Origin of the sequence: Lentisalinibacter sediminis, from assembly GCF_040706615.1 — a bacterium.
GTDB lineage: Bacteria > Pseudomonadota > Gammaproteobacteria > Steroidobacterales > Woeseiaceae > Lentisalinibacter > Lentisalinibacter sediminis.
On sequence record NZ_JAPDRF010000005.1, the window covers coordinates 653,186 to 678,361 of the forward strand.

Below are 25,176 nucleotides of genomic sequence, written 5' to 3' on the forward strand. Positions count from 1 at the left end.
GTCTACCGCAGCGGCCCGTCGGTGGGCGCCCGCTCCCGGTCTTCCGGCAGCAGGGCGCGGCCGGTCGTCTTGGCGATCCGCAACACGATAGCGAGACCCAGAGCCGTGGCCGAGATACTGACCACGATCCCCGTGATCACCATCGCCTGGGGGACCGGGTCGACGCCGGCGTGTCCGATGGCGCCGGCGCCCACGAGCAGCAGGAATGCACCGCTGCTCATCAGGTTCAGTGCCAGGATCTTGCGGATGAGGTGGGCGCGCAGCACCACGGCCCAGCTGCCGATCAGGAATACCCCCAGCCCGCCGACCGCGAACAGCAGGCCGCTATCCATCGCTGCCCCCCGGACGTCCGCCGATGAACAGTCCTGCCAGTATCAGCGCGATGGCCACGGCCGCCGCCGTCTCGATGAGCAGCAGCAGTGCGCCGCCGAGCGGCGCCGGATACTCGAGGAAACGGCCGCCTCCCGCCATCACGCCGAGCGCGACGGCGAGGAACACCCCCAGTCCGGCGACGGCGCCCGCCCGCATGGGCTGTTCCGGCAGGCGCGGGCCGGGGCGCCGCTCCGAAAGCACGTAGAGCACGGCAGCCGTTGCCAGCACCGCGCCCGCCTGGAAGGCGCCGCCCGGCCCGTCCGCGCCCACCCACAACAGGTAGCCACAGATCATGGGGAACAGCGGCGCGATGACCCGGGTCAGGCCGATCAGCACCGGACTCGGGTTGGTAGGCCGCGTGCGATGCGCCCGCCCGAGTGACCAGACGCCGGCCAGCGCTGCCGTCAGTACGGCCATCTCGAGCAGTGTGTCGTAGCCGCGGAAGTCGAGCAGCACGGCGGTCACCGGATTCGCTGCCGCGGCTCCGGGCAGCGCCCCGCGGATGGCGTCGCCGAGACCGGGAGCGACCGGTGGGGTCATGAGCGCGAGGCTCACGCCGGCCGCCACCGCGAGCAGCGCGAGCCCGAGCACCGCGCGCAGCAGACGGCGTTGCCACCGGTCACGGCGCATCGGATCCTCCCGTCGCTGTCTCTCCGGCGTCCTGTTCCGGCTCTTCTTCAGGCTCGTCCTCACCGTCGGGCGTGCCGGACCCGTGCGGCAGGGCGCCCCAGGTGGCGAGCAGCAGGGCGCCGGTCAGGCCCGCACCTATCGCCGCCTCGGCGAGCCCCACGTCCGGCGCCCCGAGGCGGATCCAGACGAGGGCCAGCACCATGCCGAAGGCGATGAACAGCACGATGCCGCGGAACAGGTCCCGGCTCCACAGAGCGGCCCAGCCCACCCAGAGCAGCACCAGGACGAGCACGAAGTCCAGCACCAGCGCCGCGTTCATGGCGCCGTCCAGGGGCGGATGCCCCGGCGCAGGCCGGAGCGCGCGATCAGGTGGGAGGCGGTGGCGCCGGCGAGCAGCACGAGCGCCCAGATCACCAGCAGCTTGCCGACGGTGGCCAGCGAGTCGGCGCGCAGCGCCAGCCCGAGCACGGTCAGACCCAGGCCGACGTTGTCCGCTTTGGTCAGGGCGTGGAGCCGGCTGTAGAAATCGGGGAACCGCAGCATGCCCACGGTGCCGGCGAAAAAGAAGACCGCGCCCGCCGCGAGCAGCAGGATGCTGACGAACTCGATGACCCATTCAATGGCCAGGTCAGTCGGGGACATCCTCGGCCCTCCGGCTCCAGACGCGTTGGACGAAAGCGACGGCTGCCACGGCCGCCAGCAGGGCGAAGACCAGCGCCACGTCGTGCAGCGCCGGTTGCTGCGTGCCCTCGGCGAGCAGCAGCAGGGTCGCCACCGCCGTGGTGCCGAACAGCTGAGCGGCGAGCATGCGGTCCGCCGCGGTGGGCCCCCGCATCACCCGCCACAGACCGGCTGCCAGGTTCAGCAGCAGGAAGGCGGCGATGGCGAGCGGCACGTTCACGCCGAGGGCTCCAGCGGCACGCCGAACACCGCGGCGATGCGCGGCTCCAGGTCGGCCACCATGCGGTGCAGGTCCTTGCGGGCGTCCAGCGCGTGAACCACCAGCCCGTTGCCGTCGAGATCGGCACTGAGGGTGCCGGGCAGCATGCTGATCACGTTGGCGAGCGCGATGCGCGACGCCCCCTCCGGCAGCCGCAGTTCGTGCCGGACCGTGCCGGGGTAGAGCGGCATGGCCGGATGCAGGGCGCGCACCGCCACGTCCACTGCCCCGGCGAGGGACTGGTGGGCGAACCAGGGCAGGAACCGGAGCAGCCCGCTCAGGGACAGCAGCGGGCCCTGCCAGAGCCGCAGGCTCAGCAGCGTGGCTGCGGCAACCGCCGGCGCGCCCACCGTCCAGCTGGCGGCGCTGCCGCCGCCGAGCAGGACCCACAGCAGGCAGAAGAAAGCCGCGCGCCGAGCCCCGCGCAGCCAGCGGTTGCCGCCGGCGATGCGCACTGCGGGACTCGGACGCTCGGGCATCGGTATTCCCTCGTATCCCCCGAAAAGTCTATCGTCCGCCCGGTGCCCCGGACAGCGCGGTTTACCGCAAGTTTCTAGGGCCTGTTAGCGGGCTAAAAGACCAGCTCAGTGAGTCTCGTCGAGCAGGGAGCCTTCGGAGACGGGACGGCCCAGGCTGAACTGCAGCTGCCAGCGGCCGTCGTCCGTCAAGCCGAGCGACAACAGCACGGGACCGACGGGCGTGCGTCCGGCCAGGGAGCCGGCCAGGCCGTACAGCGTCTCCTCGTCGACGCCGTCCACGCGGCCCTCCGGACGCCCGGCGTGCAGCCGCAGACCGGCGTACAGCGCCTGACCGAAAACGGGCGAGATCTCGGCGACTCGCCAGTAGTAGCTCGCGCCGGCGAACCAGTAGCCGTTGCCCCGCAGCTCCCCCGGCCGCAGGCCCGGGAAGGTGCGGATGCCGCCGAGCCGGAACTGGCGGTTCGGCGGCAGCTCGCCGGACAGGCCGGCGCCACCGCCGAGCGTCAGGCTGAGCGAGTCGCCGCGCCAGTCGAAGGCCCGGCTGTAGACGCCCTCCACCAGTTCGTAGTCCTGTTCGCCGCCGAGCCAGTCGCCGGAATGCAGGTAGCGCAGGTTGACGTAGGTGCCCCGGGTGGGCAGTGCCACTGCGTCCCGGGTGTCGTAGATGCCGCCGAGCACGATCGCCGAATCGCCGAGATCGTCGATTTCCGGCAGGAACGAGAGGCCCGTGTCGATGTCCACGTCCAGCTGGCCGCGGTGCAGCCCGGCGCGCAGCTGCGCGCGGGTACCGAGGTTCACGCCGAAGTCGAGCTGGCCCCATGTCTCCGTCAGCTGGTAGGTGGCGATGCGGTCCTCGCCCAGGAACACGTCCTGCAGGTCGCTCTCGATGCGGGCGATGGCCTGGAGGAAGAAACGCTGCCGGATGTCCAGCGGCTGATGGAAGTCCGTCTGCAGCAGACTCTGCTGGCCCACCTGCAGCGCGCTGTGCCACTCGCCGCCCCGCCGGTTCAGCCAGGTGCGGGTATAGTCGGCCCGCACCAGACCCTGCAGTTCGTCCAGCTCGTTGGCGGTCAGACCCAGATCGAGCCGCAGGTAATCCGGGCCCCAGGATTTCTCCACCGGGCTGATTGTGAGTATCCGGGCGCCGGGCGGCCCGTTGACTTCGTAGCTCACCCGCTCGAAGTCATCGAGCGCGAATATCCTGTCGGTGTCCTCGACGATCTGGTCCATCGTCACCTTCGCGCCGGGAGTGACATGCCGCAGCTGCGCGTGGACGTAGCGCTCGTTCACGCGCTCCAGTCCATCGATCCGGACCTCTGCCAGTTGCAGCGTCCGGCTGCCGCCGTGGCTGATCGATGCCCGCCAGCGCGCGTACTGCGCCTCCGTAACGGCGTAGCGCCGCAACGACTCCCGCATGTCCGCGGCGGCGGCCCGACCCAGATCGATGGCTTCCGGCACCCGGTGGAAATCGGCGGCCGTGATGTCTCCGATCGGCACCTCGATGCCGACGTCCTGCTGCGTGAGGGTCGCGATCTGCCGGTTCTGGTTGGCCACCACCGCCACGTCCACGGCGCGTCCCAGCAGGGAGATCGCCGAGCCGAGCTCGTCCGGTTCCGGCCGGGGCGTCGACAGCCAGGCGGCGATCACCACGTCTGCGCAGACGTCGCGGGCGATGTCTACCGGCAGGTTGCGCATCATGCCGCCGTCGGCCAGCACCTGGCCGTCCCGGGCGACGGGCGCGAAGACCCCCGGCACCGCCATGCTGGCGCGCAACGCCAGCGACAGGTCGCCGCTGCCGAGCACCACCATCTCGCCCGCCACCATGTCGGTGGCGATGGCACGGAAGGGGATGGCGAGGTCGTCGAAGTCCGTGGTGAGCCTGCCGGAGGAGACCAGGGCCCGGATCATGTCTTCGATGTTCTGTGTGCGCAGCAGGCCGCCGGGTGTCGTCAGGCCGCGGCGGCTGACGCCCAGTTCCACCAGATTGGTGTAGCTGCGCGTCGCGAGCTTCTCCTGGATGGGCGTGCGCCGGCGCAGCCCCTTGCCGCCCACGGTCTGCGACCAGTCGGTGCCCCGCACGATGCTCTCGATGCGCTCCGGCGGCATGCCGGCGGCGAGCGGCGCCCCCACCAGCGCGCCCATGCTGGTGCCGACAATGCAGTCCACCGGGATGCGCAGTTCGTCGAGCATCCGCAGCACGCCGATGTGGGCCGCGCCCTTCGCGCCGCCGCCGCCGAGTACCAGCCCGATGCGGGGGCGCCCGGCCGGCAGCGCGTCGTCGGCCGCGGCCGACGGCTCCGCCGCGGACGCGACCGACGGCAGCGCCGCGACGCTGAACATCGCCATTGCCGTGACGACTGCCGTGACGATTGGCGCGACAATGGTCACCGTTGCCACGACCGCCGCCGCGACCGTTGCCGGCAGGGCGCGCAATACGCGCAACAGGCTGTGATTCGGCTTCCTCATCGCTACCGGGACAGGGGCCACGCAGGGCAATCCGGTATCGTAGCATCGGCCCGGGGCGGTCAGAGCGGACCGCGTGATATGCGGATACCGGCCGCCGGCCGGAGCCGGCAGAATGGGCGCCGATACGGATCGGGAGTCCAGGATGAGAATTGCGGTACTCGGCTCGGGCGCCGGCGGCACGGCCGTCGCCTTCGATTGCGCCTCCCACGGTCACGAGGTGCGACTGTTCGACTTCCCCCGCTTTGCGGAGAACATCGACCCCATCGCGGGCGCGGGCACCATCACGGCGGACGGCGATATCGCCGGAACCGCGCCAGTGGCTTATTCGGGTCACGACATCGGCGAGGCGCTGGACGGCGCCGATCTCGTCTACGTCGTCGGCCCGGCCTATTCCACCGAGCCCTTCGGCGAGGCGGTGCGCGGCAGGCTCACGGCCGGCCAGACGGTGATCGTCTCACCGAGTTCCTGCGGCGGTGCGCTCGCCTTCCGCCGGGCGGCGCGCCTCGGCCGCGGGCGTGATGCCGTGCGTCTCGCCGAGACGTCGACGCTGCCGTATGCGGTGCGCGTCGTGAAACCCGGCAGCATCCGGGTATTCCTGAAACTGCGCGCGGGCAATCTGCTGGCGGCGCTGCCGGGTTCCGAGACGGCCTCCGTGCTGGAGAGCATCGCCGACGTCTATCCGGGCATGGAACCCGCCCGCAACGTGCTGCAGACGAGCCTGCAGAACGCCAACCCGGTCATCCATCCGGCCGTGACGCTGGCCAATGCGGCGCGCATCGAGGGCACCGGCGGCGATTTCCTGTTTTACGAGGAAGGCGTCACCGACTCGGTCGGCCGGCTGATCGAGGCGCTGGACGGCGAGCGCATCGCCATCGGCCGCGCGCTGGGGCTGGACATCAGACCGGATCCGGAGATGGGCGTACGCCAGGGCTACATGCGGGAGGCCAACTACGGCTCGGGCTACCGCGAGGCGCCGGGCTTCCGCGGCATCGGCGCGCAGCCCGCACTGAACCACCGCTACCTGAACGAGGACGTGGGCTACGGGCTGGTGTTCATGGCTCGCCTGGGCGACCAGGCAGGCGTTGCGACACCGATGATGGACGCCGTCATCCGGCTCGCCTCCGTACTGATGGCCCACGACTATACGGCCGAGGGCCGGCGCACGCCGGAGACGCTCGGCATAGGCGCGCTCGGCCCCGACGATCTGGAGAAGAAGCTGGGCTAGGCGGGCGTCCCGCGCCGGCATCGGGTTTGCCCCCGACGCCGGCACGGATCACCCGCGGGATCACTTAGGGCGCCTGCCAGTCCGGCAGCCGGCCCGGCGTCCAGGGCGCGCCCAGGCCTTCCAGCCGGCTCTCGATCGCCTGCAGCTCGTCCCGCACGGCCTCGAGTTCCGACAGGGCAGCCGAGAACTCCCGTGCTGCGATGTCGTACGACGTCTCGTACTGCGCCGGCACCGGGAACTGGGTCCACACCTGGGAGGTGTAGATGGTGTTCACCCGGCTCGCCACCGGCATGGCCACCGGCTCGTTGCGCGAAGCCACGGTGGTGTCGCCGGTCAGCGCGATCGCGACGTCGGCCAGCTGGTTGGACAGCTTTACCAGTGCCTCGAAGTCGGCTGGCGAGCGTTCGGGCGTCTGCAGCAATGCCGCCTGCAGATGGTCGATGCGCGAGCGGTACTCCTCCACCGCCTTCACGGCGCCCTGCACGGCACGCTGCAGCCCGGCGGCCTTCAGCTGGAAGGCCTGCAGGGCGCGGCGGTCGTCGGTGATCTCGGGGCTGTTCTCCAGCGGCTTCACCGTGAACGCCTCGGGCAGGCCGACCGTGGTCAGCTCGCCGTTGACCAGCCGCGCCAGCTGCACGCTGTACTGGCCGGGCAGAGCCAGCGGACCCACGGGGTCTCGTTCCCAGTACATGCGCTGCTCCGGCTCGCCGAGTACGATCGGGTCCGGCGGCGGCAGGCGCAGGTCCCAGGCCGCGCGGTGGAAACCCTCCTCCGTCTCGCCGCTGACCTGGCGCACCAGCCGGCCCTCGGCGTCGCGCACCAGCAGCAGCAGCTGCGGCTCCTCCTGGCGGTCTTCGGCGCGCAGCACCTCCCAGTTCGGGTAAGGCGTGTCGCCGCCCTCGATCTCCACCTCGATCTCCCGGCGCCGGCGCTCCTTGCGCGCAGGCAGCAGGGGCTCTTCCAGGTAATAGCTGAACATGGCGCCGTACGGCGGGTTCTTCGCGGTGTAGAAGCTGCTGCCCATGGAGCCCTTGTCCCGGTCGTCCCAGATGTATCCCTCGATGTAGAGCCAGGGATCGCGCACCGGGAACAGCTCCGCCTCGCCCAGCGCTTCCGCCTTCGTCCGGAGCGGCGTGTAGTCGTCCAGGATCCAGATGCCGCGGCCGAAGGTGCCCACCACCAGGTCGTTCTCCCGGCGCTGGATCTCGAGATCGCGCACGGCGATGGTGGGGAAGTCGCCGCCGGCGAGCTCGTGCCAGTTCTCGCCGCCGTCCTGGGTGAAGTACAGGCCGAACTCGGTGCCGACGAACAGCAGGTCCGGGTTCACGTGGTCCTCGGCGATGGTGTGGGCGGAGCCCCGGGCCGGCAGGTCGCCGGTGATCGGCCGCCAGCTGCGGCCGCGGTCCGCGGTCTTCAGGACGTAGGGCTTGTAGTCGCCGCGCTTGTGGTTGTCGAAAACGGCATAGGCCACGTCCGGGTCGTGCACCGAGGCCACCACGTCCTCGATCAGGGACATGTCCGGCACGCCCGGGAAGCTGGTGGTGCGCCGCCAGGTCTCGCCGCCGTCGCTGGTGACGTTCATGACGCCGTCGTCCGTGCCCACGTAGATGATGCCCTCCAGCACCGGACTCTCGCTGAGGCCGATGGCGGCGCCGTAGATGGAGGTGGAATCGTTCTTGGCGATGGTGTCCACGCTCCAGACCCGGCCCATCACCTCCAGCTGGTTGCGGTCGAGCTGGCGGGTGAGATCCGGGCTCACCTTCTCCCAGCTGTCGCCCCTGTCATCCGAGCGGAACAGGTACTCCGCCGCGTAGTACAGCCGGTGCGGGTCGTGGGGGCTCACCAGCAGCGGCGTGTTCCAGTTCCACTTGTAGTTCTTCTCGCCGCTATCCGGCAGGGGCGTGATCGCGATGCGCTCGCGAGTGCGGCGGTCGTAGCGCACCAGGCCGCCGTACTGGTACTGGGCGTAGATGATTTTGGGGTCGTTGGGATCGAACTGGGGCTTGTAGCCGTCGCCGCCGAGCACGAAGGTCCAGTCGGAGTTGGTGATGCCGTGAAGCACTGTCGTGCGCGACGGCGCGCACAGCGAATTGTTGTCCTGGGTGCCACCGCAGACGTTGTAGAAGGGTTCGGCGTTGTCCGGGTGGATGCGGTAGAACTGGGTCACGGGCAGGTTGCGCACGTGGCGCCAGGTGGTGCCACCGTCCCAGGTCTCGTAGATGCCGCCGTCGCCGCCGATGTAGAGGTGGTCGGTGTTCTCCGGGTCGATCCACAGGGCGTGGTCGTCGACGTGGCGGGCCTCCATGCCGAGCTGGCGCCAGGTGGCGCCGCCGTCCTCGGAGACGTGGGTGACGGTGTCCAGCGCGTACACCTTGTCGGCGGCCAGCGGGTCGATCACCAGCTCGTTGTAGTACTGGGGGCTGGTGGTCATGTGGTCCGAGCGTTTCTCCCAGCTGTTGCCGAAGTCGGTGGAGCGGTAGACGCCCTTCTCCTCGTCGTTCGCCTCGATGATCGCGTATAGGACGTCCGGGGCCGACGGTGCCATGGAGACGCCGATCTTGCCCATGTTGTCCTCGGGCAGGCCGGCGGTGATCTCCGTCCAGGTCTCGCCGCCGTCGGTGGTCTTGTGGATGCCGCTGCCCGGCCCGCCGTTTATCAGGGTCCAGACGTGGCGGCGGCGCTGGTAGCTCGCGGCCACGATCGTGTCGGAGTCCGCCGGGTCCACCACGAATTCGTTGATGCCCGTGTGCTCGTCGATGTGGAGGATGCGGGTCCACGTCCCGCCGCCGTCCGTGCTGCGGTACAGGCCCCGGTCACCGCCGTCGCTCCACAACGGCCCGTGGGCGGCCACCAGGACAAAGTCACTGTCCTCCGGGTGGATCCAGATGTGGCCGATGTGGCCGGAGTCCTTCAGGCCCATGTGGGTCCAGCTGTTGCCGCCGTCGATGGATTTGTAGACGCCGTCGCCGTAGCCGACGCTGCGCTGGGCCTTGTTCTCGCCGGTGCCCACCCAGATGGTGTCCGGGTCCTGCGGGTCGCGGGTCACCACGCCGATGGCGTAGGCGCCCTGGTCGTCGAAGACCGGCGTCCAGGTGATGGTGTCGTCGGTGGTCTTCCAGAGATTGCCGGAGGCGACCGCCACCAGGAACTCCTGAGGCTTGTCCGGGTGGAAAGACAGATCCGAGATGCGGCCCGAGCTGATGGCGGGGCCGATGGTCCTCAGCGGGATGGAAGCCAGCGGATGCGCTTGCTCCTCGGCGGCCTGCGTGCCCGGCGGCACGGCGAGAGCGGCGGTGAGGGCCAGGACGAATACGGTAGCGGATCGGCGTGAGCGGGAGATTCGGAAATGCATCGGGGTTTTACTCCTTTGCGAACGCGGCGTGCGGCGGCCGCGGCGGGACCGCCGCTCGAGAAGGCAGGAGTATAACTGCCGCGCCGCTCAGCGGCCGGCGGAACGCTTGCGGCGGAGTTCCAGCGGATGGGGGACGCGGCGGCGCCCGTCCACCAGGTGCATCAGCGCCAGCCACGGGTGGCGCCACATCATGCGCGGCCCCGAATAGCGCATCACCGTGCGGGCGAACTCCCGGGGCTCGCGCTTGTAGCAGTGGATCGGACAGTTGGCACAGGTGGGCTTGTCCTCGCCGTAGGGACATTTCTGCAGCCGCCGTGCTGCGTAGGCGAGGAAGTCCGTGCATTCGGCGCAGGGCGTGCCGCTCTCCGGGCGGCCTGCCGTATCGCTGCTCCGCTGACTCCCCGACTGGCTGTCCGACTGATGACGGTCGCGGCAGTACAGCGCCACCATGTGGCGCATGGTTTTCTGCTCCCGGCCGAGGCGGCCGTGGAGCGGTGTCTCTCGACCCTGTGTCATGGCAGTCGCTTCCCCACGGCATGTAATGATGACAGCCGCGGCGGCTATGCCCGATCCGTAGTTGCCACTATCGTCCGACACAGCCCGACACAGCTCCCCGGCACAGCCGGTCGTGACACGTCGGTTGCACGAGGCGCACGTCGGTGTGGCAGCTTGAGTGGGATGCCGCCGGCGCGTAGCCTGCGGTGACAGATCAAGACACAGGAATACCGACAAGGGGACCGATATGAGCAGCGGAGCAAGGAAGACCCTGATCGCCGTCGCCGCCATCGTGATCGTGATCGCGGCGGGGCTCGTCTATGTCTACACGCAGCTGGACACGATTGTGGCCGGCCTGATCGAGGAGCAGGGTTCGGCGGCGACGGAGACGCCCGTGCGGGTGAGCGGCGTGTCCATCGATCTCGGCGAGGCACGCGCGGAAATCGCCGGGCTCACCGTCGGCAACCCGGACGGCTACGGCGGCAACGCGATGTCGCTGGGCCGGTTCGTGATCCGCATCGACCCGGCCACCGTCACCGAGGACACCATCGTGCTGAAGGAGGTGACGGTCTCCGGCGCCACGGTGAACCTGATCCAGCGGGCGACCGGCAGCAACCTGCGCGAGCTGATGAACAACCTGGAATCCGCCGGCGGGGATCAGCAGCCGGACGACGAGGCAGGCCCGGGCCGCAAGCTGATCATCGAGCGATTCGTGCTGGAGGATGCCAGCGCCTCCGTGTCGCTGCCGGATCTCGACGAACAACGCTCCGTCGACATACCGCGCATACAGCTCACCGACATCGGCCGTGCGTCCGGCGGCGCCACCGGCACGGAGGTCGCGCGCCAGGTGCTGGAGCCGGTGATAGAGCGTGTGCTGCAGTCGGCCGCGACGGAATCCCTGAAGGACCGGGCCAAAGAGAAGCTGGATCAGTTCAAGGAGGGGCTGATGAATAAATTCGGCGGCGACGACGAGGAATCCGGCTGACTCTGCCGGCTCGGCCGACGTTCCCGGCCGCAGACAGGATCAGGCGGTGCTGACTTCCGGCAGTACGTACAGCGCCACCGCCAGGAAGTGGCAAACCCCGCCGGCGAGCACGAACAGGTGCCAGATGGCGTGATGGTAGGGGATGCGTTTGGCGGCATAGAAGGCGGCACCCAGCGTATAACTGAGACCGCCGGCGACCAGCCAGGCGATGCCGCCGACCGCTACCGCATCGAGCACCGCGGGCGTGGCGAGCAGCACCAGCCAGCCCATCGCCAGGTAACCGGCGAGTGACAGCCGCGGGAAACGGTCGCGGAACCAGAGCTTGGTGATGATCCCCGCTGTCGCCAGCGTCCAGATCGTGCCGAACAGCCACCAGCCCACACTGTCGCGCATCGCTACCAGCAGGAACGGCGTGTAGGTGCCCGCGATCAGCAGGTAGATCGCGCAGTGGTCGAGCGTGCGGAACAGATTGCGGGCCCGCGTCGCGTACAGGGCGTGATATAGGGTGGAGGCCAGGAACAGGGCCACCAGGCTGGTGCCGTAGACGGCGCTGGCGAGGATCCGCCACGGGTCCGCGATCACCGCCGAGACGTAGAGCATCCAGGTCAGACCCGCGATGCTGAGCAGCGCGCCCACGCCGTGGGTGACCGCGTGGGCGATCTCCTCGGCGAGGGTGTATCGGTGCACGGCGGCATCCATGTCAGGCGTCCGGGTCATACGGCCATGCACGGTGACACAGGCGGACCGTCGGCGCCAGAGCGACGAGCGCTCGGGCCGCGGTCAGATCAGGCCCCGCCTCTTCATGACGGCGTGTATGAGGGAGGTGACGAGCACGGCGGCGGCCAGCAGACCGATGGCGATGCCGGCGTTGTTCAGCGACATCGGTGCGAACAGCATGACGGCGCCCAGCCCGAGCATCATCATGCCGGACATCAGCTTCAGCAGCCGTCCCTCGCTCTCGCCCAGCTTGCGCGAGCCGAACTTCATCACGAACAGCCCCACGATGGCGAGCAGCGGGATCACGTACACCACGTTGTAGAACACGAGATACATGTAGAACACGAAGCTGTCCGCCTCGCGCAGCGTGAGGATGCGGGTGTAGACCATCGGCAGCCCGGCGGTGCACAGGAGTTCGTAGCTGTTGACGACGATGGCCAGTACGGCCGTGCCCGCCAGCATCGCCAGCACGCTCGGGGCGGCGACCAGGTTGCGCATCCGCTGATACATGCCCGGCTTCTTCGAATCCGGGATGGACAGCGAGGGGCCCGACTTGAACCAGAAGTAGTCCTTGATGTTGACGGCCGCCAGCGTCACGGCGACGAGGCCGGCAATCATCGTCACGATCCGCAGCTCGCCGATCCAGAGGAACACGTTCAGCCACGCCGCCATGAACACGAAGTAGATGAGGCCGGAGAAGAGCACGAACGTGCCGCCCACCAGCAGCATGCGCGCGCGGCTGCGTGCGTGGACCATCAGGCTCAGCAGAAACAGCAGCACGAAGAAGGCGCAGGGATTGAAGGCGTCGAGGCCGGCGATGACCGCGGTCAGTATGGGCAGGCCCCAGTTGGAGGGGTCGATGGTGCCTATGAGGGGTAGCTGCAGGCCGCTCACCTCCGCGGGCTGCGGCGTCGCCGCCTCCTCGGCCGGCGCGAGGTAGCTGTCCGGATCCGCCCGGCAGGCGCGCAGCTGCTCGAGCAGGCGGGCGCCGGTGGTCTCGGCCTTGTCATAACCCGTCTCCAGGGTCCCGCAGAACAGGAACCCGGGAACGCTGCGGGCCTTCTCGCCGATGCTGGCGGCGATGTCCCGGTAGAGCAGGCCGTTCTCCCGGCTCTTTGAGATCTCGTACTGGCGCAGGTCTATCCACTCCATCTCGCCCAGGCCCGCGACGAAGGGCTTCGCCTCCTGGCAGTGGGGGCAGCTGTCCGAATAGAAATAATAGAGCACGAGGCCCGGCTGGCCGTCCGGGCCGTCCGTGAGCCATTGCACCTCCGTCGAGGCCGACGCGGGCGCGCAGAACAGAGCTGTGAGCAGCGCGACGGCGCGCGCCAGACGGACTGGGGACATGGAACCTCCGGAGGGTCAGACCGCGAGAATTTACTGTCGGTTCCCCATGGAGGCAATCGTGGTAATCCCCAGCACCGGCGGTGTGCGGCATGCGGCCATAACACCGGCCTTCTGGACTCCCCCGCCCCATCAGGTACCCTTCGCCGGATGAAACCGGTCCCCGCCGATTGCCGGCTCGAGAGTTCCTACGCCCGTCTGCCCGGGCACTTCTACGCCCGGGTGGAACCGACCCCGGTGCCCGCGCCCGTGCTGCTGGCCTGGAACGGGCCGCTGGCAGCCGAACTGGGGCTGGAGGAGCTCAGCGGCGACGAGGAGCGCCTGGCGAGACTGTTCGGCGGCAACGAGCTGCCGCCGGACGCAGTACCGATCGCGCTGGCCTATGCCGGCCACCAGTTCGGCCAGTTCGTACCGCAGCTGGGCGACGGCCGCGCGGTGCTGCTGGGCGAACGCGTGGATTCCTCGGGCCGGCGCCGGGATATCCAGCTGAAGGGTTCAGGCCGCACTCCGTTCTCCCGCATGGGCGACGGCAAGTCGTCGCTGGGGCCGGTGATCCGGGAGTACCTGGTCAGCGAGGCGATGCATGCCCTCGGCGTACCCACCACCCGATCGCTCGCTGCCGTCGCTACCGGCGAGCGCGTGTTCCGTGAGGAGGCGCTGCCCGGCGGCGTTTTCACCCGGGTCGCGGCCAGCCACGTCCGCGTGGGCACGTTCGAGTACTTCGCCGCCCGCGGCGACGCCGACGCGGTGCGCGCCCTCGCTGACTACGCGATCGACCGCCACTACCCGGATGCCCGGGAACACGACGAGCCCCTGAGCGCGTTCTACCGCGGCGTGGTCGAGGCCCAGGCGCGGCTCGTGGCTCACTGGATGGCGCTCGGCTTCATCCACGGCGTCATGAACACCGACAACACCGCCGTGTCCGGCGAGACGCTGGACTACGGCCCCTGCGCCTTCATGGACGAGTTCCATTACGACAAGGTCTTCAGCTCCATCGACCACTACGGGCGCTATGCCTATGGCCAGCAGGCGTCCATGGCGCAGTGGAACCTGGCGCGCCTGGCGGACTGCCTGCTGAGCGCGGGCGGCGACAAGGCGGCGCTCGAGGAGGAACTGGGCCGCTTCCCCGGGCTGTTCGAGGAAGAGTGGCTGGGCCGGATGGCCCGCAAGCTCGGCCTCAGCACGGATGGGCCCGACGATGCCGACCCGAGTGCCGATTTGATTGCCGACCTGGTAAGCGACTGGCTCGCCCATCTGCAGCGCGAGGGACTCGACTACACGCTGAGCTTCCGCGAGCTGGCTACCCGTGCGGGAGCGAGCGACGAGCCCCGGTTCGGGGAGTTCGAGCTGCGCTGGCGGGAGCGGCTGGCGCGCCAGCCCGGGACGGCAGACGAGGTGCGGGCCTCGATGGAGGCGGAGAACCCGCTCTACATTCCCCGCAACCACCAGGTGGAGCGGGCCATACGAGCCGCCATCGACGGCGATCTGTCCGTTTTCCACGAATTGCGGGAGGTGCTGGAGCGACCTTTCCAGGAACAGCCCGGCCGTTCCGGCTATGCCGAGCCGCCGGCCCCGGAGGAGCGTGTGGTCCGCACTTTCTGCGGCACCTGAGCCAAAAAGGATGAGCGAGACGCGATGAGCGGGAAACCATGTTAGAGCGGCTCGAATCCGTCCATCCCCTGGCGCCGCCGGCCCTCGGGCTCGTCCTGCTCCTGGTCGTCGCGGTGACGGTCGACCTCGTGGCCAAGCGCGTGCTGGTCAACGCGGCGCGGCGCGTCGCCGCCCGCTCGCGGGTCACCTGGGACGACGCGCTGGTGGCGCACAACGTCTTCGGCCGGCTGGCCCAGGTGCTGCCGGCACTGGTCGTCTTCCTGGCCATCTCCTTCATCCCGGGCCTGCCCGAGACGCTGGTGCGCCTCGCACGAAACGTGGCCACCGGCTACATGGTGCTGATGCTCACCATGACGCTGACGTCGCTGCTGAGCGCCGGCAACACCATTTACTCGGCGCTGCCGGTTGCGAAAGAACGTCCGCTGAAGGGCTTCGTGCAGCTGGTGCAGATCGTGGTCTGGGTGCTCGGCGGCGTGCTGATCGTCGCCGCCGTGCTCGACCGTTCGCCGCTGCTGCTGATCAGCGGCTTCGGCGCCATGACCGCCATCCTGCTGCTGGTCTTCAAGGACACCATTCTCTCGCTGGTGGCGAGCGTCCAGCTCACCGCCCAGGACATGGTGCGGGTGGGCGACTGGATCACCATGCCCCAGTTCGGCGCCGACGGCGACGTCATCGACGTGCAGCTGCACACCGTGAAGGTGCAGAACTTCGACAAGACCATCACCACCATACCCACCCATCGGCTGATCACCGATTCGTTCCAGAACTGGCGGGGCATGAGCGAGTCCGGCGGGCGGCGGATCAAACGCGCGCTGTACTTCGATGTGTCCTCAATCCGCTTCCAGAGCGATGAGGAGATCGCGCACTTCAGGCGCTTCGTGCTGCTTACCGACTACGTCGACACCAAGCGCCGCGAGCTCGAGGAGTACAACGCGCGGCTGCAGGGCGAGGTGGCCGCGGACGTGAACCGGAGGCGGCTGACCAACATCGGCACCTTCCGGGCGTATGCGTTCAACTACCTGAAGAACCACCCCCGCATCCGTCAGGACCTGACGCTGATCGTGCGCCAGCTGCCCGCCGGGCCCGACGGTCTGCCGCTGGAGATCTACTGCTTCACGGACACGACGGCCTGGGCGGAATACGAAGGCATCCAGTCGGACATATTCGATCACCTCATCGCCATCGTGCCCGAGTTCGGGCTGCGGCTGTTCCAGCAGCCGGCGGGTGCCGACCTGGCGGCGCTGCGCTCGCACGACTGACGGCCCTCGGGGCCGGGCGCAGCGGTCGCCTCAGCCTCTCGGGATGCGGACCGCCGTCGCCACGATGTGGTATTCGCGGCCGGCGGCCGGCCCCCCGCGCGCCGGCTCGCCCAGATCCTTGCGGTAGTGCTCCGCCTGGGCCTTCGTGATCTCGCGCCGCTCGAAGGTGCCGTTCAGCAGCACCTCCTTGCCGACCGAGTCGGTCGGGATGAAGAAGCCGTAGTCCTTGAAGGTGATGCGCGCGGTCGCGTCGCCGTCACGGGCGATGAAGAAGCAGCCCTTCTTACGACAGACCTTGGCGATGCGGGTGGTCAGGGTAATCTCGCGGCCGAGGTACTCCTCGCCGGCACCCACGAGTTCACCCAGTGGAATCGCTGCCTCGGCGGAGACGACCGGGGCGCCGAACTCCTCGTAGTCGTCCGTCACGGTGACGGGCTCCGACAGGCGCACGGCGCCTTCGTCGCCGGCTGTCGCGAGCGCTAGCGGAGCGAAGGCAAGGCAGAGCAGGAATCGGGCAAGTCGGGTCATGGTTGGTCTCCTTCCGTCGGTGGCGTTCAGGGCAGGTAGACGGCCTCGAAGACCGCGATGCTCGTCCCTGTCCGGTCGAATAATTCGAGCACCTGCCCGTTGATACGCCAGGAATACGTGTCGGACAGTACTCTCTTCAGCCGCGTCTCCCGGGCATCCAGCGGCGGCGGGCAGGCCATCAGTGTGGAGGCGCCGCCGGTGAAGGTCAGCCGGTCTCCCTCCACGTCCCAGGTGCCGATGAGCCGATTGCAGCCGACGGTGGTGGCGTAACGGCTCTCGCCGCCGCGCAGGATCAGGTGGGGTTCGCGCCGGCCGTCGATCACCGGCACGGGCTCGCCATCCAGCTTCACGATGCGCCAGTAGGTATTCGGCAGGCTGGCCTCGCTCATGGCTCTCTCGCAGGTCTGTGACGGAAACAGGCCGATGAAGCGCCTTACCACCACGGTGGGTATCAGGTGTTCGCCCTCCATCGCCGGCCGCTCCGTGATCGCCCCCTCGAGCGCTGCCAGGATCGGAGCGCCCGGGCCCGGCTTGTCCGCCGCCAGATAGGCGCGCTCGAGCTCGATGTAGGCACCCTCCATGGCCACGGGGTAGGAGCGTCCCGTGAGGCATTCCTCGAAGCGCGGCGCGTCCGCCAGGTAGGTGAACATGCCGCGTAGAGCCAACTCGAGTTCGAGGCGCTCGAGCTTGCCCTCGCTCGTGAGCTCGTAGGGCAGGTCGGATTCGATGGGGCGGCCCTCGACGTCGAGCTGACGCAGCGTACGCGGGCCCTCCACCGAGAACTGCAGCGGCATCTCGTGGCCACCGTAGAGCAGGACCGCGTTCCTGGCGGGATCCTTGCGCCAGCGGCCGATATCGGACTCCTCGAGGTCCCGGTCGAGCCACTCCCGCTGCAGGTGGAAGACGCCGTCCGGCCAGAGGTTCAGCCGGTAGCGGATGCCCGGGCAGTCGGCGCAGGGCAGGGTGCCGGCGAAGGTGGCCGGCAGCTCGAGCCCGGCTGCGAGTTCACCCGCCGGGGTTGCCGTGCGCGCTGAGTCCGGCATGTCCGCCGCGGTGGCCCCGTCCGTCGATGTGGGCAGGCCGGCCTCCGGTCCGCCGGTCCGGGTCGTACAAGCCGCCGCGGCGAAGGCGAAAAACGCGACTACGATGATCCTCGTGACGATCCGTGTCATGGCGGTCTCCCGCATTGTCTGCATGTTGTTCACACGGCCGGATCCCTGGAAGCTGCCGTCCGCCTGCCGAGCTTCCGTTCCGCTCCGGTCAGTCCTGCGGTTCGATCGCGTCCTGTGGATTGAGGATGTAGGCGCCTTCCTCATCGTGGATCTCACGACCGGTTACCGGCGGGTTGAATGCGCACACGAGCTTGAGTTCCTCGATGGCCTTCAGCGTGTGCTTGTCGTGCTTGTCCAGAGCGTACAGCGTACCGGGCTCGATCGTGAACTTCTCGCCGGTATCCCGGTTCGTCAGCTCTCCCTTGCCCTTGTAGCAGTAAACGGCCTCCAGGTGGTGCTTGTACCACATGTCGAACTCGAGCCCCGGCGGGAAGGTGGTCTCGTGGAAGGAGAAGCCCATGCCGTCCTTCGCCAGGAGGAAGCGCACGCTGGTCCACCCGGCGGGGCTCTTCACTTCCTGATCGGTACCTTCGAGGTCTTTCAGACGCACGATTTTCATGTTGTCTCCTATTATTTTTGAGCGGTTTCCGCGCCGGCAGATCGCCGTCATGGTGGCGCGAAGCGGCTTTCTATCCTGTCACACGGGAGTCCGGTCTTCAAAAAATCTTGCCGGGATCGGTCGCAATCTGGACGCCAAAATCAGCCATTTAGCGGATATGTTAGGGTAATGGCTCCGTTTGGCAGCATGGAGGATTCGTGGAAAAGAACCCGGAAAAAGGCTACGTGGCCCTGCTCGGCTGGAGCCTGGGCGCCGTCGAGGCCGCAGACCGCTTCGACCGCCGTTATGTGGTCGTCGCGCCCGACTGGGCCGAGGACTACTGCAAGAAAAACGACATCCCCTACATCCCCTGGAATTTCGAGCGGCTGAACGATCGCTCGCTGGAGATCGCCGAGCGCCTGAAGGAGGAGGGCGTGGACGTGGCCATCCCTCTGTTCGAGGAGACAGTGGAGTGGGCCGGCGCCATCAACTCGGTGCTGATGGGCAATCCGCGGCTGCATGGCCAGGCCGTGCTGTTCCGGGACAAGGCGCTGATGAAGCGACGCGCCCAGCTCGGCGGAATCCGCGTGGGCATATTCGAAGAAGCCCACGATAAGGACGACGTCGTGCGTTTCCTGCGCCGGGTGAATCAGACGCTGCTGAAGCTCGACGGCGACCCCGACGACCCCATCCACCTGAAGGCCTTCGACAAGGCGGGCTGTCTGGGACACCGGGTCATCCGGACACCGGAGGAAGTGGACGCCATCCCGGAAACCGAGTTCCCCCTGTTGATGGAGAGCCATCTGGACGGCTGGGAGTTCGCGGTGGAGGCATGGGTACACGACGGCAAGATCCGCTTCCTGAACATCTCCGAGTACGTGACGCTCGGCTACTCCGTGTTCGTGCCGGCGACACCGGAACTCGAGAGCTGGCGCGCCGCCATCACCGAGCAGATCGAGAAGCTGATCAAGACCTTCGATATCAAGTTCGGCCAGATCCATCCGGAGTACTTCGTGACCAGCGACGGCACCATGTACTTCGGCGAGGTCGCCTACCGGCCGCCGGGGTTCAAGGCCTTCGAGCTGATCGAGCGGGCCTACGGTTTCAACGCCTACCAGGCCTCCATCCTGGTCTTCGACCCGAAGTCCACCGAGGAAGAGATCCAGGCGTTCTTCCCGAAACCGGTCGAGGACGCGAAGGGCTATGCCGGCTGTTTCGGTGTCTATCCGCGCCGCCGTGTCGTGAGCACGCTCGAGATCCCGCGGGAGACCGAGGAGCATCCCTACTTCGACTATCACGAGCTGACGCAGCCGATGGAGGAGACGGTCACGAAGCGGACCGCATTCGGCACCCACTGGGGACTGGTGTTCTTCTTCGGCGACGACCCGCACAAACTGCGGGATCTGCTGAAACACCAGGAGGAGCTCGACTTCTACGTCTGAGCGTCCCCGTCAGCGTCCGGCAGCTTGCCGGTGGAAGGCCGCGGCGGCGTCGACCGCGGCGATGCCGGGGTCCTCTTCCAGCGTTTTCAGCGTGTCGGGCAGCGACCCGGCCAGGGCCGCGACGGTGGCGTGAGCGCTCATGGCCAGCGCGTCGGCGTTGTAACCGCCTTCCAGGCACAGGATCAGGCGCCCGCCCGCGTGCCGGTCGGCGATGCCGCAGAGCCCGGCCGTGATCGCGGCGAAACCGCCCTCGTCCATCGCGAAGGTCTGATCGTGCCAGTGCGCGTCGAAGCCGGCCGAGACCAGCACCAGGTCCGGGCGGAAGGCCTCGGCCGCCGGCACGATGATCGTCTCCATCGCCCGCAGCATCGCGGCATTGCCGCTGCCGGGGGGTAGCGGGACATTGACGGTGGCGGCCCGGCCGGCGCCCTCTCCGGTTTCCTCCAGGGCGCCGGTACCGGGGTAGAAGGGCGCCGCGCAGTGGGTGTCGACGAACAGGACGTCGCCTTCCGGATAGAAGATGTCCTGGGTGCCGTTGCCGTGGTGCAGATCCCAGTCGAATATCAGGACGCGCTGCATCCCCAGCGCGCGGGCATGGGCGGCCGCGACCGCGACATTGTTGTAGAGACAGAACCCCATGGCGCGGGCCGCGCTCGCGTGATGGCCAGGCGGCCGCGTGAGGCAGAAGGCGCGCGTCGCCTCGCCCCGGGCCACACATTCGACGGCCGTGATGCCGGCGCCGGCGGCCAGCTTGGCCGCCATGACGCTGCCCGGCGAGACGGCGGTGGTGTCCCGGTCCAGCCAGCAGGCGCGGCCGATCAGGCTCTCGATGAATGCGACGTGTTCGGCGGTGTGCACGCGTTCCAGTTCCGGCGGTTCCGCGGGCTCGGTAGCCAGCCAGCGGGTGCCGGGCACGGGCTGCTCGCTGAGCCGCCCGGCGACGGCGGTGATCCGTTGCGGGCGCTCCGGATGCACGTAGCCCTCGTCGAAGTCCTTGTCCGGGTACTGCGCGGCGAGCAGCGCCTTGACGGAACTCGTCCAGTCCGGGCGCTCCGGGTCCCACCCTGTCGGGTCGTGGGCCAGCATGCGCTCGTCGTAGACGAGCAACACGTCCCCCGCCTCAGCCGTGGGCACGGCTGATCCAGTCCCGCTCCCCGGCCCAGCTTTCGGCGATGCCGTCCAGTATTGCCGCCACCGTCTGCGCCGGCACGCTGTCCTCGTCGCCGAGTTCGCTGCGCTTGTAGTGGAACACGTAGAGGCGCATCAGGAACTGCTCGAAGGGCAGTGACGACTCGCCCTCCCATTCGCCGTTGTTGGACGTGGACGTCACGATGCCGTGGCCCCAGTTCTGGCCCTTGTCCCGATTCGGGTTGAAGAAGTAGACGCGCCAGGCGCCGGCGGGATCCCTCGCCACCCGCTGGATGGACACCGCATGCCAGCCGACGAACTCGCCGCTGGCGCTCACCGAGACCACGCCGCAGGGCTGCGCGTACACCAGATCCCTGCCGCCGTTGTACTCGGGGTGGTAGGCGGCGTGGAAACGGCGGACGAAGCCCTCGGCATCCTGGATGGCTTCGGTCGCCGGGTCCACCAGTGAGGCGAAGCCGCGGTAGACCCACCAGCCGTGAAACTCCGGGTTGACCCACTTGTGCCCGTCTCCCGGCCGGCCGATCGTGCGCCGGCTCATCTCCATGTAGATCCGGTCCAGATGCGGCGTCAGCACCAGCGAGACGGCGTCGAGCTCCGTGTGCAGCTCCCCGGCCAGGCCGGCGGGCAGGTCGGCGGACCGGATCGTGCCGCCCTCGAAGTGCATCACCACTTCGTTCTCGCCGGCGGCGCGCGCGATCATCTCCAGCAGGTAGCCGACGTCGTTCAGCGACCAGAGGCTGATGGCCCGCGCCGCCTGGCAGGTGGGATTGTGGCCCTGGTCCACGCCCCGGGGCTGGCCGATCACGCTCAGCGTCGCCGCGAGCAGGAGCGCGTTCGCGGGAGGGGGATCGGCCAGCTGGCTCGCCGAGTGCAGCAGCTCTGCCACTTCCGGGTCTATCGTGAGGACGGTCAGGTGTTGCAGCCCCGGCGCCACGGGCTGGAAGAACAGGATGCCCCGGTTCAGCAGTCGCGACAGCCCGTAGATGCACCGCGCCGTATCCGGCAACACCGCGTGCTCGATGACGAGGGCGATCAGCTGCCGGTACTCGGCGAGGCTGGTCCGGCCGATGGGGTTCAGCGCCAGAGCGTCCGCGAGGAGATCGTCGCTGCTGCCCGCCAGGTGGCGCAGCAGCACCGCATGATGCCGGCTCACGAGGCCGGTGCGGTTCATCCGTTCGCCGAAGGCGCCGGCCTCGGCCGCCAGCGACCCCTCGTCCAGGCCGTCGAGGGCGAGCGCATACTCCGTCGGGTCGGGATGCCGGCGGGCCAGTTCCGACGGACCTCGCAGCGCCTCGATCAGCCAGCGGGTGAACCGGATCGACGGCGACTCGTCCTCTGCCGCCGGCTCCGGCAGGACGTGCTCCGCGGTATGCAGCATCTCCTCGGCGCGCTGCACCATGATGGGCCGCTGCAGAAGTATGCGCTCGCACTCGCCCACCAGCGCATCCAGGATGCCGTCCATACCCAGATGCTCGAGCAGGAATCCGTAGAACCGCTGCAGGCGCTCCGTCATCAGGCTGTCCTGGCGGGTGAACTCCGTCGCCTCCGGGAACGGGAAATCCAGGTTGCGCGCCAGCACGTCCTCCAGGAAGGCGCGCGCGTCCGCCGGGCCGAGCGCCGGATGCGCCACCCGGCCGGTGGCGATGGCAAGAAAGCGCAGCTCGCTGAGGCACTCCAGCGCCGGGAAGTCGCCGCTGGCCATCAGCGTATCGCGCACCAGGGACGGCTGGAGCTTCTCCGGCTCGTCCCAGTCGCCCCCCATGAACAACCCCGCGCTGTCGAAGCGCGGCGCGTAGCCGTACAGCGCCTCGATGCCCTCTGTGGTGTTCAGGAGCTTGCGGGCGATGGACAAGAGTCGCTGCTGGTGCAGTGCCTTGCCGAAGGGGCGGGCCTGCTCGAGTTTCTCCAGCGTGCGCTCGAATTCCTCCGCCGCCGGAGCATAAAGCGCCGGATCTGCCGGAGTCTGTGGCGAGGATGTGCTCAAACTGTGTTCAGACCTTTCGATTTCCAGTAGGAGACCCTAACATGCGGGGCGGAAAGCGGCGCTGTGCCTCCGAGTCCCTGGCACCCCGGGGGCGGCCGGCAATCTCTCGTCGGTACGTCGTCAATGTCCCGTCAATCTCCCAGGAGCGAATCGATGCGCTTGCCCGGCTTCATCCCCGAAGAACTCCGCCAGCTGGCCCGCTTCGTGCCCACCACGGGCTGGGACGCCATCGAGTGGCGGCCCATGCTCTCCGCCATGCGCCAGGTGAGCTGGCAATTCATGACCGGGCGGGGCGTGCGCAAACTGCGCCGCGCCACCGCCGAGACGGTCTCCGCGGTAACCCTGACGGATGACCTCTACGACGCCGAGCCCCTCCAGGACATTCAGGACCCGGACCGGCTGCAGGCGCTGGGCGACGACATCCTGCATCTGTACTTCGGACAGTGGCTGGTGGACGACGGCCTGTTCCTGGATCTGCGCCCGGCGCGCTTCGGCGCTAGCGACGACGAGCTGCTGTACGAGCCCAACGGCCTGTGGATACGGCTGCGGCCCGAGTTCCGCGAAGGCATGGTGGCGCTGTACCGTTCCTTCTACAGCGACGACGATTCCGCCTTCGAAGATGCGCTCAGGCAGATGGGCATGCTGAAACCGGGGCTGTCCGAGTCCGCGGAATCCGAGCTGAAGGAGCTGCTGCATGCGCACTTCGGCGTCGACCAGAGCGCCCAGGTCTTCCGCATCGACGACTTCAAGGAGTCCTTCGACGAGTTGTTCGCGTTCTTCATCGCCAACGACTACAAGCTGCACAGCGACTTCGTCTTCGTCGGCTTCTACCTGATCACGCTCTATCTCACGCTGGAGCAGGGCGGCCAGCCCCACGATACCCAGCGCATCTGCTCCGACGTGATGCTCTAGGCGCCGCGGGGGGGGGCCGGTCCTGCCGGCCCTCGGCGAGCGCCCGTCGTCAGTCGCCGGCGGCTTGCCTCGCCGTCACTCGCCGGCCGCCTCGCCCGCCGGCTCGTCCCGAGCGACGTGCAGAGGCGGCGGCGTGCCCTGCTTGGGCTCGCCGAAGTACAGCGTGGTGTGCGGGAACGGGATTTCGATGTTGCGCTCGTCGAAGCGTTTCTTCATGCGCCGGTTGAACTCCCGACCGACGGCCCACTGGCGGATCGGCTTCGTCTTCATGCGCGCCTTGATGATCACCGCGCTGTCGGCGAATTGGTCGACGCCCAGAATCTGAAGCGGCTCCATGATGTCGGGGCCGAACTCGCCGTCGTTCTCCATCTCGTCACTGAGTTCCCTGAGCACCTCGCAGACCTCGTCGGTGTCTTCCCGGTAGGCCACGCCGATCTCGAACAGGTAATAGGAGAACTCCTTGGTGAAGTTCTTGATGGTGGTGACGTCGCTGTAGGGCACAAGATGGACGTTGCCGGCGAGGTCGCGCAGCTGGATCACACGGATGCGCATCTCCTCCACCACCCCGGCATGCCCGGCTACCTCGACGACGTCGCCTACGGTGGCGCCGTCCTCCAGCAGGATGGTCACGCCGGTGATCAGATCCTTCACCAGCGTCTGGGCGCCGAAGCCGATGGCGAGACCGAGGATGCCCGCGCCGGCCAGCAGCGGGCCGATGTTGACGCCCAGTTCGGAGAGCAGCAGCAGCGCGGCCAGCACGCCGATGGTGGCCTGCAGCACGCTGCGCAGCAGCGGCACCAGGGTGTCGAGCCTGCGCGTCGTCCGCTCCCGGTCGAGGCTGCGGGTGGCGACCCGCAGCAGCCGCTGGATCACCAGGTCGGCGGCATTCCAGAGCACGGCGGTGACGATCAGGATCAGCCCGATGGCGACCGCCGTCTCGGCGAGGCGCGAGCCGATATTGGTGGCCAGCAGTCCGCCGATGCCGGCGCCCCAGCTCTCCGCAATCAGGATTACCGCGACGACGGCGATGATCAGTGTCAGCAGGCGGCTGATCGTGCCGGGCAGCTCGATCCGTTCCCGCTCCTCGGCTTCCCGGCGGCTCTCGTCGCCGGCCCGTTCCGTGTCCGCTTCCTCCCCGGTGGCCGAGGACGATGCGGTTTCCTCGTCCGGCCGTCGGCGGGGGCCGGTGAGTCTGGCGTAGAGCTTGCGCATGAGGACGAGCAGCAGCCAGCGCAGCAGGAACGCACCGATCAGGATCGCGGCGCTCACGGTGCCGGCAATCAGTGCATGACGTGGCTCGATGGCCAGCACCCGGTCGCGGAGGTCAGCGAATATCTCGCCTGCGAGGTCGACGATGCTCGCGGGCTCGGGCAGCGGCCCTTCCGACTGCGCCTTCTGTGCCTCGAGCAGGACTTTCAGCTGACTGACGAGTTCTTCGCGCGCCTGCGGATCCTCCAGCGTCCTGACCAGCTCCTCGATGTCCTCGGTGCCGACCGAGGCCTCGTCCACGGCGGCCTCCGCTGCCGGAGCCGACTGCGCCGCGGCTGGGGCGCCCGCGAGGAGGCACCAGGCGATGACGGGTACTGGCAGGAATCGGGACATTCGCTCTCTCCGGTGACAGGCATTCACCCTTAGC

General features: G+C 68.5%; 23 protein-coding genes. 6 read left to right on the top strand and 17 right to left on the bottom strand.

Translation table 11 applies throughout. From position 1 onward, the window contains the following. Positions 1-2 precede the first annotated feature (2 nt). The 7 genes from ACJMKX_RS13345 to ACJMKX_RS13375 form a co-directional block, all read right to left on the bottom strand. A complete protein-coding gene (locus ACJMKX_RS13345; protein WP_405226230.1) occupies positions 3-332 on the bottom strand; it encodes a sodium:proton antiporter in 330 nt (109 codons plus the stop codon). After that, positions 325-1,002, bottom strand: coding sequence for a hydrogen gas-evolving membrane-bound hydrogenase subunit E (gene mbhE / locus ACJMKX_RS13350; RefSeq protein ID WP_405226233.1), 678 nt, complete (start codon positions 1,000-1,002; stop codon positions 325-327). Before mbhE ends, ACJMKX_RS13345 begins: the two co-directional genes overlap by 8 nt. After that, positions 992-1,321 (bottom strand): Na(+)/H(+) antiporter subunit B, encoded by a 330-nt coding sequence (locus tag ACJMKX_RS13355; protein WP_405226236.1) that lies wholly within the window; start codon positions 1,319-1,321, stop codon positions 992-994. The genes mbhE and ACJMKX_RS13355 overlap by 11 nt, the downstream gene beginning before the upstream one ends. Then, the gene (gene mnhG, locus ACJMKX_RS13360) at positions 1,318-1,644 is read right to left on the bottom strand and encodes a monovalent cation/H(+) antiporter subunit G (protein ID WP_405226239.1); all 327 of its coding nucleotides are present in this window, start codon (positions 1,642-1,644) and stop codon (positions 1,318-1,320) included. The genes ACJMKX_RS13355 and mnhG overlap by 4 nt, the downstream gene beginning before the upstream one ends. Next, the gene (locus tag ACJMKX_RS13365; protein WP_405226242.1) at positions 1,631-1,903 is read right to left on the bottom strand and encodes a monovalent cation/H+ antiporter complex subunit F; all 273 of its coding nucleotides are present in this window, start codon (positions 1,901-1,903) and stop codon (positions 1,631-1,633) included. The genes mnhG and ACJMKX_RS13365 overlap by 14 nt, the downstream gene beginning before the upstream one ends. Beyond that, positions 1,900-2,421 carry a Na+/H+ antiporter subunit E gene (locus ACJMKX_RS13370; RefSeq protein WP_405226245.1) on the bottom strand — a complete coding sequence of 174 codons (522 nt, stop codon included), beginning with the start codon at positions 2,419-2,421 and terminating at the stop codon, positions 1,900-1,902. Before ACJMKX_RS13370 ends, ACJMKX_RS13365 begins: the two co-directional genes overlap by 4 nt. Positions 2,422-2,526: 105 nt before the next feature. Then, the gene (locus tag ACJMKX_RS13375) at positions 2,527-4,887 is read right to left on the bottom strand and encodes a patatin-like phospholipase family protein (protein WP_405226247.1); all 2,361 of its coding nucleotides are present in this window, start codon (positions 4,885-4,887) and stop codon (positions 2,527-2,529) included. A gap of 142 nt (positions 4,888-5,029) precedes the next feature. Here ACJMKX_RS13375 and ACJMKX_RS13380 point away from each other — a divergent pair, with 142 nt between their 5' ends. Then, positions 5,030-6,112 (top strand): NAD/NADP-dependent octopine/nopaline dehydrogenase family protein, encoded by a 1,083-nt coding sequence (locus ACJMKX_RS13380; RefSeq protein ID WP_405226250.1) that lies wholly within the window; start codon positions 5,030-5,032, stop codon positions 6,110-6,112. Positions 6,113-6,176: 64 nt separating this feature from the next. Here ACJMKX_RS13380 and ACJMKX_RS13385 read toward each other — a convergent pair whose 3' ends face one another. Both ACJMKX_RS13385 and ACJMKX_RS13390 read right to left on the bottom strand, forming a co-directional pair. Next, a complete protein-coding gene (locus ACJMKX_RS13385) occupies positions 6,177-9,464 on the bottom strand; it encodes a WD40/YVTN/BNR-like repeat-containing protein (protein ID WP_405226253.1) in 3,288 nt (1,095 codons plus the stop codon). A gap of 87 nt (positions 9,465-9,551) precedes the next feature. Further along, entirely contained in the window at positions 9,552-9,980 is a 429-nt protein-coding gene (locus ACJMKX_RS13390) for a nitrous oxide-stimulated promoter family protein (RefSeq protein WP_405226256.1), read from the bottom strand. A gap of 226 nt (positions 9,981-10,206) precedes the next feature. Between ACJMKX_RS13390 and ACJMKX_RS13395 the strand changes: the two genes are divergently transcribed. Further along, a complete protein-coding gene (locus tag ACJMKX_RS13395) occupies positions 10,207-10,944 on the top strand; it encodes a DUF748 domain-containing protein (protein ID WP_405226259.1) in 738 nt (245 codons plus the stop codon). A 39-nt stretch (positions 10,945-10,983) separates the two neighbouring features. On the opposite strand, the gene trhA is transcribed toward ACJMKX_RS13395, so the two are convergent. Next, entirely contained in the window at positions 10,984-11,631 is a 648-nt protein-coding gene (gene trhA, locus ACJMKX_RS13400; RefSeq protein ID WP_405226262.1) for a PAQR family membrane homeostasis protein TrhA, read from the bottom strand. A 93-nt stretch (positions 11,632-11,724) separates the two neighbouring features. Further along, a complete protein-coding gene (locus ACJMKX_RS13405; RefSeq protein WP_405226265.1) occupies positions 11,725-13,008 on the bottom strand; it encodes a thioredoxin family protein in 1,284 nt (427 codons plus the stop codon). Between the two features lie 147 nt (positions 13,009-13,155). On the opposite strand from ACJMKX_RS13405, the gene ACJMKX_RS13410 reads away from it, so the two are divergent. Together ACJMKX_RS13410 and ACJMKX_RS13415 are read left to right on the top strand one after the other, a co-directional pair. After that, entirely contained in the window at positions 13,156-14,616 is a 1,461-nt protein-coding gene (locus ACJMKX_RS13410; protein ID WP_405226268.1) for a protein adenylyltransferase SelO, read from the top strand. Between the two features lie 38 nt (positions 14,617-14,654). Next, positions 14,655-15,875 (top strand): mechanosensitive ion channel family protein, encoded by a 1,221-nt coding sequence (locus ACJMKX_RS13415; protein ID WP_405226271.1) that lies wholly within the window; start codon positions 14,655-14,657, stop codon positions 15,873-15,875. A 30-nt stretch (positions 15,876-15,905) separates the two neighbouring features. Here the strand turns inward: ACJMKX_RS13415 and ACJMKX_RS13420 are convergent, their stop codons facing one another. From ACJMKX_RS13420 to ACJMKX_RS13430, 3 genes are all read right to left on the bottom strand, one after another. Next, positions 15,906-16,403 (bottom strand): DUF4920 domain-containing protein, encoded by a 498-nt coding sequence (locus tag ACJMKX_RS13420; RefSeq protein ID WP_405226274.1) that lies wholly within the window; start codon positions 16,401-16,403, stop codon positions 15,906-15,908. Positions 16,404-16,429: 26 nt separating this feature from the next. Then, positions 16,430-17,575: an META domain-containing protein gene (locus tag ACJMKX_RS13425; protein WP_405226277.1), complete on the bottom strand. Its 1,146-nt coding sequence runs from the start codon at positions 17,573-17,575 to the stop codon at positions 16,430-16,432. Positions 17,576-17,663: 88 nt separating this feature from the next. After that, positions 17,664-18,074, bottom strand: a complete 411-nt coding sequence (locus ACJMKX_RS13430) for an ectoine synthase (protein WP_405226280.1) — start codon at positions 18,072-18,074, stop codon at positions 17,664-17,666. Between the two features lie 197 nt (positions 18,075-18,271). On the opposite strand from ACJMKX_RS13430, the gene ACJMKX_RS13435 reads away from it, so the two are divergent. After that, on the top strand, positions 18,272-19,495 hold the full coding sequence (locus ACJMKX_RS13435) for an ATP-grasp domain-containing protein (RefSeq protein WP_405226282.1): 1,224 nt from the start codon (positions 18,272-18,274) through the stop codon (positions 19,493-19,495). A 9-nt stretch (positions 19,496-19,504) separates the two neighbouring features. On the opposite strand, the gene ACJMKX_RS13440 is transcribed toward ACJMKX_RS13435, so the two are convergent. Beyond that, positions 19,505-20,629, bottom strand: a complete 1,125-nt coding sequence (locus ACJMKX_RS13440; protein WP_405226285.1) for a histone deacetylase family protein — start codon at positions 20,627-20,629, stop codon at positions 19,505-19,507. After that, positions 20,616-22,628 carry a hypothetical protein gene (locus tag ACJMKX_RS13445; RefSeq protein WP_405226288.1) on the bottom strand — a complete coding sequence of 671 codons (2,013 nt, stop codon included), beginning with the start codon at positions 22,626-22,628 and terminating at the stop codon, positions 20,616-20,618. The genes ACJMKX_RS13440 and ACJMKX_RS13445 overlap by 14 nt, the downstream gene beginning before the upstream one ends. A 153-nt stretch (positions 22,629-22,781) precedes the next feature. On the opposite strand from ACJMKX_RS13445, the gene ACJMKX_RS13450 reads away from it, so the two are divergent. Then, positions 22,782-23,540 (top strand): hypothetical protein, encoded by a 759-nt coding sequence (locus ACJMKX_RS13450; protein ID WP_405226290.1) that lies wholly within the window; start codon positions 22,782-22,784, stop codon positions 23,538-23,540. A 75-nt stretch (positions 23,541-23,615) separates the two neighbouring features. Here ACJMKX_RS13450 and ACJMKX_RS13455 read toward each other — a convergent pair whose 3' ends face one another. Beyond that, positions 23,616-25,142: a mechanosensitive ion channel family protein gene (locus tag ACJMKX_RS13455; RefSeq protein ID WP_405226293.1), complete on the bottom strand. Its 1,527-nt coding sequence runs from the start codon at positions 25,140-25,142 to the stop codon at positions 23,616-23,618. Positions 25,143-25,176 lie beyond the last annotated feature (34 nt).